Raw genomic sequence first — 5,327 nt, 5'->3', positions numbered from 1 at the left:
TTTTTTGTTTTTTTTTGGGGGGGGTTTTTTTTTTTTTCACCGCCCCGGGCGGGCCCCCGGCCCCCCCCCCCCCCCCACGGCCATGTGCTTACGAATTGCCTCGGGCTCTCTCCGCTCCCGTCAGCGCAGGTTGGCCGCCCGCCGCTCCATGGCCTCCCGGGCGTCCTCCTCCGACGCGTACACCTCGCACATGTGCCGTCCGTCGGGCGTCGCCGTGTGCTCGACCTCCCACAGGGACAGCTCGCGGCCGTCCCGCAACAGGAACGCGTGCTCGTACAGCGAGAAGCACAGCCCCTTCCGGCCGGCCCGGCACGGCCGCCCGAAGGCCTGGGTGATCTGATGCGCGAACGCCCTGCGCAGCAGCCCGGCCATGTCCTCGCCCGGCCGGTCCGCGTTCTCGGCGCGCCGCAGCAGCCGCCGGCCGTGGTCCGCCGAGTCGTCCGGAACATACGCGTGCAGCGGCTCCGCCACGGCCGACAGCCGCACCAGCAGCGGCAGTTCGAAGTCGGGCGTGTCCACGGGCAGCGGCAGGCGCGCGGTCGCGGTGCGCAGCTCCTCCGCGTCCTCGTAGACCTCGTGCTGGGTGTCGCGGCCCGGAGCGGTGTTGTGGACCAGCTCCCAGAGCGTGAGCGCGCTCCCATCGGCCAGCAGCCACGTGTGCCGGTACGTTTCGCGGTGCAGCCCCGCGCTGTGGTGCGCGGAGTGCAGGGAACTGTCGTGCGCCAGCGCCCGGTCGAGCCGCCCTATCGTGTCGTCCGGCAACTCGAAGGAGTTCAGGGCGCGACCGAGGAGTCGCGCGAGATGCTCCTCCGGAGACTCGGGCGACTCGGGTGGCTCGTACGCTGCCGTCTCGTACGGAACGCTCAAGGCTTCTCCCGGCGTTGCTGCATGTCACCTTGTGGGTGCATACCGTAGCCCCTCGGTCGGACATCATGTCCGGGAACCGAGAAAACGTACACACGAAAAACGCCGGGGCCGCGGGAGAAGTTCCCGCGCGGCCCGCGAAACCCACAAAACCCTTAGGTCAGAGGGCACTTCCGGCGGTCCATGCACTCCATGCCATGTTCCAGCCGTTGAGCCCGTTCTCCGGCGAGACCGTCTTGTCGGGGGAGTTCTTGACGGTCACGACGTCCCCGACGAGCGAGTTGTCGAAGAACCACTTGGCGCTCGTGTCGCTCCCGGCGCCCTGCACGTCCGCGAGGCCGATGCAGCCGTGACTCGTGCCCTGCCTCCCGAACGGCGGGTTGCCCTGGTCGTACCAGTAGTTGCCGTGGATGAAGGTCCCCGAGGTCGTCAGCCGCATCGCGTTCGGCACGTCCGCGATGTCGTACTCACCGCCGTAGCCGACCGTGGAGCCGTTCATCCGCGTCTGCCGGAACTTCTCGGAGATCACCATCTGCCCGTTGTACGTGCTGTTGTCCGCGCTGCCCGCCGAGATCGGGACCGTCTTCAGGGTCCGCCCGTCACGCACGACCTTCATGGTCTGCGTGTCGACGTCGACGGTGGACACCTGCGAACGCCCCACCGTGAAGCTGAACGTCTTGTCCTGCACCCCGTAGACGCCCTTCGCGCCCTCGACCCCGTCCAGGTCGACCTTGGTCGTGACCTTGGAACCGGCCTTCCAGTAGTCCTTGGGCCTGAAGTCCAGGCGCTGCACCCCGAACCAGTGCCCGACCACCTTCTGCCCGCTGCTGGACGTGACCTCGATGTGCGACTGGACGGCCTTCCTGTCGGTGATCGCCTTGTCGAAGGTGAAGGACACCGGCATCCCGACCCCGACCTTCGCCCCGCCGTCGGGCGTGTACGTCCCGATGAAGCTGTTGTCCGTGGAGACCGTGGTGAAGGTGGATTCGGCCGCCGCGGTCTTCCCGCTCCCGCCCTTGGCGGTGGCCGATATCCGGTACTTCGTCCCCCGCTCCAGCCGCTTCTCGGGCTTCCAGCTCTTCCCGTCTCCCGCGACCGACCCCGGCACGTCGGCTCCGGACGCCGACTCGGTCATCCTCACCTCGGTCAGCTTCCCGTCGCTGACCTTCACACCGGTCGAGTTGATCGACGCCCCCGCCGAGCCGTTCCTGGCGGAGATCACGATCCGCGCCTCGCCGGACCCACCGGGCTTGTTGTCGGCCTTGGCGTCGCCGCTGCAAGAGGTGAGAGTCAGGGCGCCGACCATCAGGGCGGCACAGGCCACCAGCGTGCGCCTCGCTGTCGAGCCGGGCGTTGTCACGGGCTGCTCCAGGTTCTGGTGATGGGGGACGGGCGGTGGATCCGCTCCATGGACAGAAGATCCATGAACAAGGAGCGCAACTCCGACCGCCCGGGTTCCCACACCCCGCCCCTGACACCAGCACGTGACAGAGTCGGGACAATCCCGACCCCGCAACCACACTTGCCCGCCGGGCAATTGGCCGACCGCTCCCGAGGACCGCCCTCTTCCGCTCCACCTCCTCCCGGGGACCCGCCCCCTACCCCCTCCCGTACAACTCCCCGTGCGACAGCCACACTCCGCCCGGGCCCTCTGCCGACTCGGCGGTCCGTACCGCTCGTACGATCGCGCGTGTCACCAGGTCGGCGGCTGCGGCCAGGATGTCGTTCAGGGCCAGGGGGTTCTCGGCGGCGAGCGGGTGTGCGCCCGTGGACAGGGCGAACACCGTGTCGCCGTCGTTCAGCAGATGCACCGGCCGGACGGCTCGCGCGATGCCGTCGTGTGCCGTACCCGCCATCTTCTGGGCCTGTGCCTTCGACAGGTCGGCGTCGGTGGCTACCACCGCCAGCGTGGTGTTGAGCGGCGGGACCGAGTTCTTCGCCGCGGCCTCCGCCAGCCGCGCCCGCGCCGCCCGGTGCACCTCCGCGTCCGGACAGCCCAGCTGCCCTTGGACCAACTCGCCGTACAGCGCCCCCTTCTCCGGCTCAAGCACCGAGCCCGCCGCGTTGGCCACGACGAGCGCCGCCACCGTGATTCCCGATGCGAGAACGGCACTCGCGGTGCCGACTCCGCCCTTCATCATTCCGACGGCCGCCCCGGTGCCGGCGCCCACAGACCCCTCCCGTACGGGCCCGCCCGGCTCGCTCGCCGCCGCGGCCTCCACCGCCTCCCGGCCCGTCGCAGCGTCCGGCCGGGCCCGGAAGTCGCCGCCCCGGCCCAGGTCGAAGACGCAGGCCGCCGGCACGACCGGCACTACGTGGTGCGGATCGGGGCCGACCCGCACCCCGCGCCCCCGCTCCTCCAGCCAGGCCATCACGCCCGTCGCCGAGTCCAGCCCGAACGCGCTGCCACCGGTGAGGACGATCGCCTCGACCTTGCGCACCACATTGCGCGGGTCGAGCGCGTCGGTCTCCTTGGTGCCGGGCCCGCCGCCGCGCACGTCCACGGCGGCGACCGCGCCACCTTCCGGGGCCAGGACGACCGTCGTCCCGGTGAGCCAGCCGTCGCCGACCCGCGTGGCATGCCCCACCCGCAGCCCGGTCACATCCGTCAGAGCGTCAACAGTCATGAGCCAAGTGTCGACCCCGGCTCCTCTCGCGGAAGGGACCTCGGCGCACGCCCGGCCGCAGGCTCGCCTGCGCGTACCCTGAAGATATGAGCGAAGCCGGAGCGCCCACCCCGAAACCACGTGAGCCCAAGGCCGCGCTGATCTTCGACGACCCGCTGAGCCGTCCGTCCGAGGACGACACGGACCGCGGGTGGGGCGAGAGGCCGGCCGGCGACAGCGCCGCGGACCTGGCCCGCTTCCTGGACGAGAAGCCGCCCCACCACATCTGACCCCACCCGCGGCCCGGCCGCCGCGGAGCCGCCCCGCAGCCCCTGTCCGTACCGCCCCCTCCCGCCGCTACCGCTCGCTGTGTCCGGAGCCGCGCTGGGCCACCAGGGCGTCGCGGATCTCCTTCAGGACCGCCAGCTCGGTGACCTCGATCACCTCCTGCGTGCTCTCCTTCGCCTTCTGTCGGGCCGCCTGCCGGGCGAGGTACTTCGACATCGGCAGCACCATCAGGAAGTACACGACGGCGGCGGTGATCACGAACGTCAGCGTCGCGCTGAGGACGGTGCCCCACATGATGGGGATGCCGCTGGTCGCGGTTCCCGTCGCCTCGTCGAAGTCGCAGGGTGACTTCAGACACGAGCTGTACTTGTCGAGGTCCTTGGTGCCGAAGGCGCCGACCAGTGGATTGATCACGCCCTTCACCACGGAGTTGACGATGTTGGTGAAGGCAGCGCCGATGACCACCGCGACAGCCAGGTCGACGACGTTCCCGCGCATCAGGAAGGCCTTGAAGCCGTCCCAGATGCTCGGGTCCTTCTTCTTCTCGCTCACCAGGGGGACCCTTCTCGGTTGCACAGACTGTGGAATGAACAGCTCCGCAACCTACGTCAGGGTGCGGCGCCCCTGTCCAATTCCCTGACTCCAACGAGCGACTTGACAGCCACAGCACCACCCGCCTGATCATGCTCAGCACAAGGTCACCGCCAGCCGCGAGGTCACGCCTGCCCCGGCCAGCCGTGCGGCAGTCCTCCTGGGCACGGACAGCACGACCAGCGCCCCACCCTCGGACACGCCCTCCAGGGCCTCCGGGACCTTCGTCACCCGCGCCCCGCGGGCCACCACCCGTGCGTCACCCGCCGTCGTCTGCCCGGCCGCGACCACATCCACCCGATCACCGGCCCTGAGCAGCCGCACGGTCGCACCGTCGGCGATCCGCACGGGCGCCGTCACCATCTCGACCGCCCGCCGCTCCCGCACGGAGTCGACCACCGGCCGGGCCGGCCCCGCACCCCGCGCCCCCACCTCTTGGGGCCCGGCCGCGACAAGGGCCGCCGCCGTCAGGGCCAGCCCCGCCGCCAGAGCCCGTCTCCGACACCGAACCAGCCGGCGCAACTGATAGCGCCCGCCCCGAACCCGTACAGGAGCGAAGTGCGGCACCTGACACGTACCGGGAACGTCCGTGCCCGACGGACGCGAAAAGGAGGACAACTGGCCCACGAGTACCACCGCCTGCGGTCGGAGATCGCTTTCGCCCCCCAGACTGCAGCCTCACCAAAATCCCCGCAGACGCCCGTGGACAGCCCCCCACTTGTGGAAAACCCCACCACCCGAAGGAGCCCTTCCACCCACCCACACGACCCCAAGCCCCAGCACAAGCCCATCGCACCCGCACCCGGCGACGAAACCCAGAGCGAGCCTGCCGGCACCCGGCGACGAAACCCAGAGCGAGCCTGCCGGCACCCGTCGACGAGACCAGGGAGCGGGCCGTGCCGGTACGTCGAGTCCGCTGCCCCCGTGCATACGGCTCTCGGTTGGAAGGTCCGGCTTTTTTGCGGGAGCCCTACGCGG

6 protein-coding genes are annotated in these 5,327 nt (G+C 70.2%); 1 reads left to right on the top strand and 5 read right to left on the bottom strand.

Going from position 1 to position 5,327, the window contains the following annotated elements; genetic code table 11:
• Positions 1-120 precede the first annotated feature (120 nt).
• The 3 genes from ACFWGJ_RS41490 to ACFWGJ_RS41480 all read right to left on the bottom strand — a co-directional run bounded on the left by ACFWGJ_RS41490 (position 121) and on the right by ACFWGJ_RS41480 (position 3,491).
• The gene (locus tag ACFWGJ_RS41490; RefSeq protein WP_387334136.1) at positions 121-867 is read right to left on the bottom strand and encodes a DUF6227 family protein; all 747 of its coding nucleotides are present in this window, start codon (positions 865-867) and stop codon (positions 121-123) included.
• Positions 868-1,024: 157 nt separating this feature from the next.
• Positions 1,025-2,224, bottom strand: a complete 1,200-nt coding sequence (locus ACFWGJ_RS41485; RefSeq protein ID WP_381832914.1) for an Ig-like domain-containing protein — start codon at positions 2,222-2,224, stop codon at positions 1,025-1,027.
• Between the two features lie 238 nt (positions 2,225-2,462).
• Positions 2,463-3,491, bottom strand: a complete 1,029-nt coding sequence (locus ACFWGJ_RS41480; protein ID WP_387334135.1) for a P1 family peptidase — start codon at positions 3,489-3,491, stop codon at positions 2,463-2,465.
• A gap of 86 nt (positions 3,492-3,577) precedes the next feature.
• Between ACFWGJ_RS41480 and ACFWGJ_RS41475 the strand changes: the two genes are divergently transcribed.
• Positions 3,578-3,760: a hypothetical protein gene (locus ACFWGJ_RS41475; protein WP_387334134.1), complete on the top strand. Its 183-nt coding sequence runs from the start codon at positions 3,578-3,580 to the stop codon at positions 3,758-3,760.
• A gap of 67 nt (positions 3,761-3,827) precedes the next feature.
• On the opposite strand, the gene ACFWGJ_RS41470 is transcribed toward ACFWGJ_RS41475, so the two are convergent.
• Together ACFWGJ_RS41470 and ACFWGJ_RS41465 are read right to left on the bottom strand one after the other, a co-directional pair.
• The gene (locus ACFWGJ_RS41470) at positions 3,828-4,256 is read right to left on the bottom strand and encodes an MscL family protein (RefSeq protein ID WP_387334137.1); all 429 of its coding nucleotides are present in this window, start codon (positions 4,254-4,256) and stop codon (positions 3,828-3,830) included.
• A 189-nt stretch (positions 4,257-4,445) separates the two neighbouring features.
• Positions 4,446-4,976, bottom strand: coding sequence for a hypothetical protein (locus ACFWGJ_RS41465; RefSeq protein WP_387334133.1), 531 nt, complete (start codon positions 4,974-4,976; stop codon positions 4,446-4,448).
• Positions 4,977-5,327 lie beyond the last annotated feature (351 nt).

It is taken from the genome of Streptomyces sp. NPDC060205 (assembly GCF_042728395.1).
Classification (GTDB): domain Bacteria; phylum Actinomycetota; class Actinomycetes; order Streptomycetales; family Streptomycetaceae; genus Streptomyces.
This window is presented reverse-complemented; position numbering and strand designations above follow the sequence as displayed.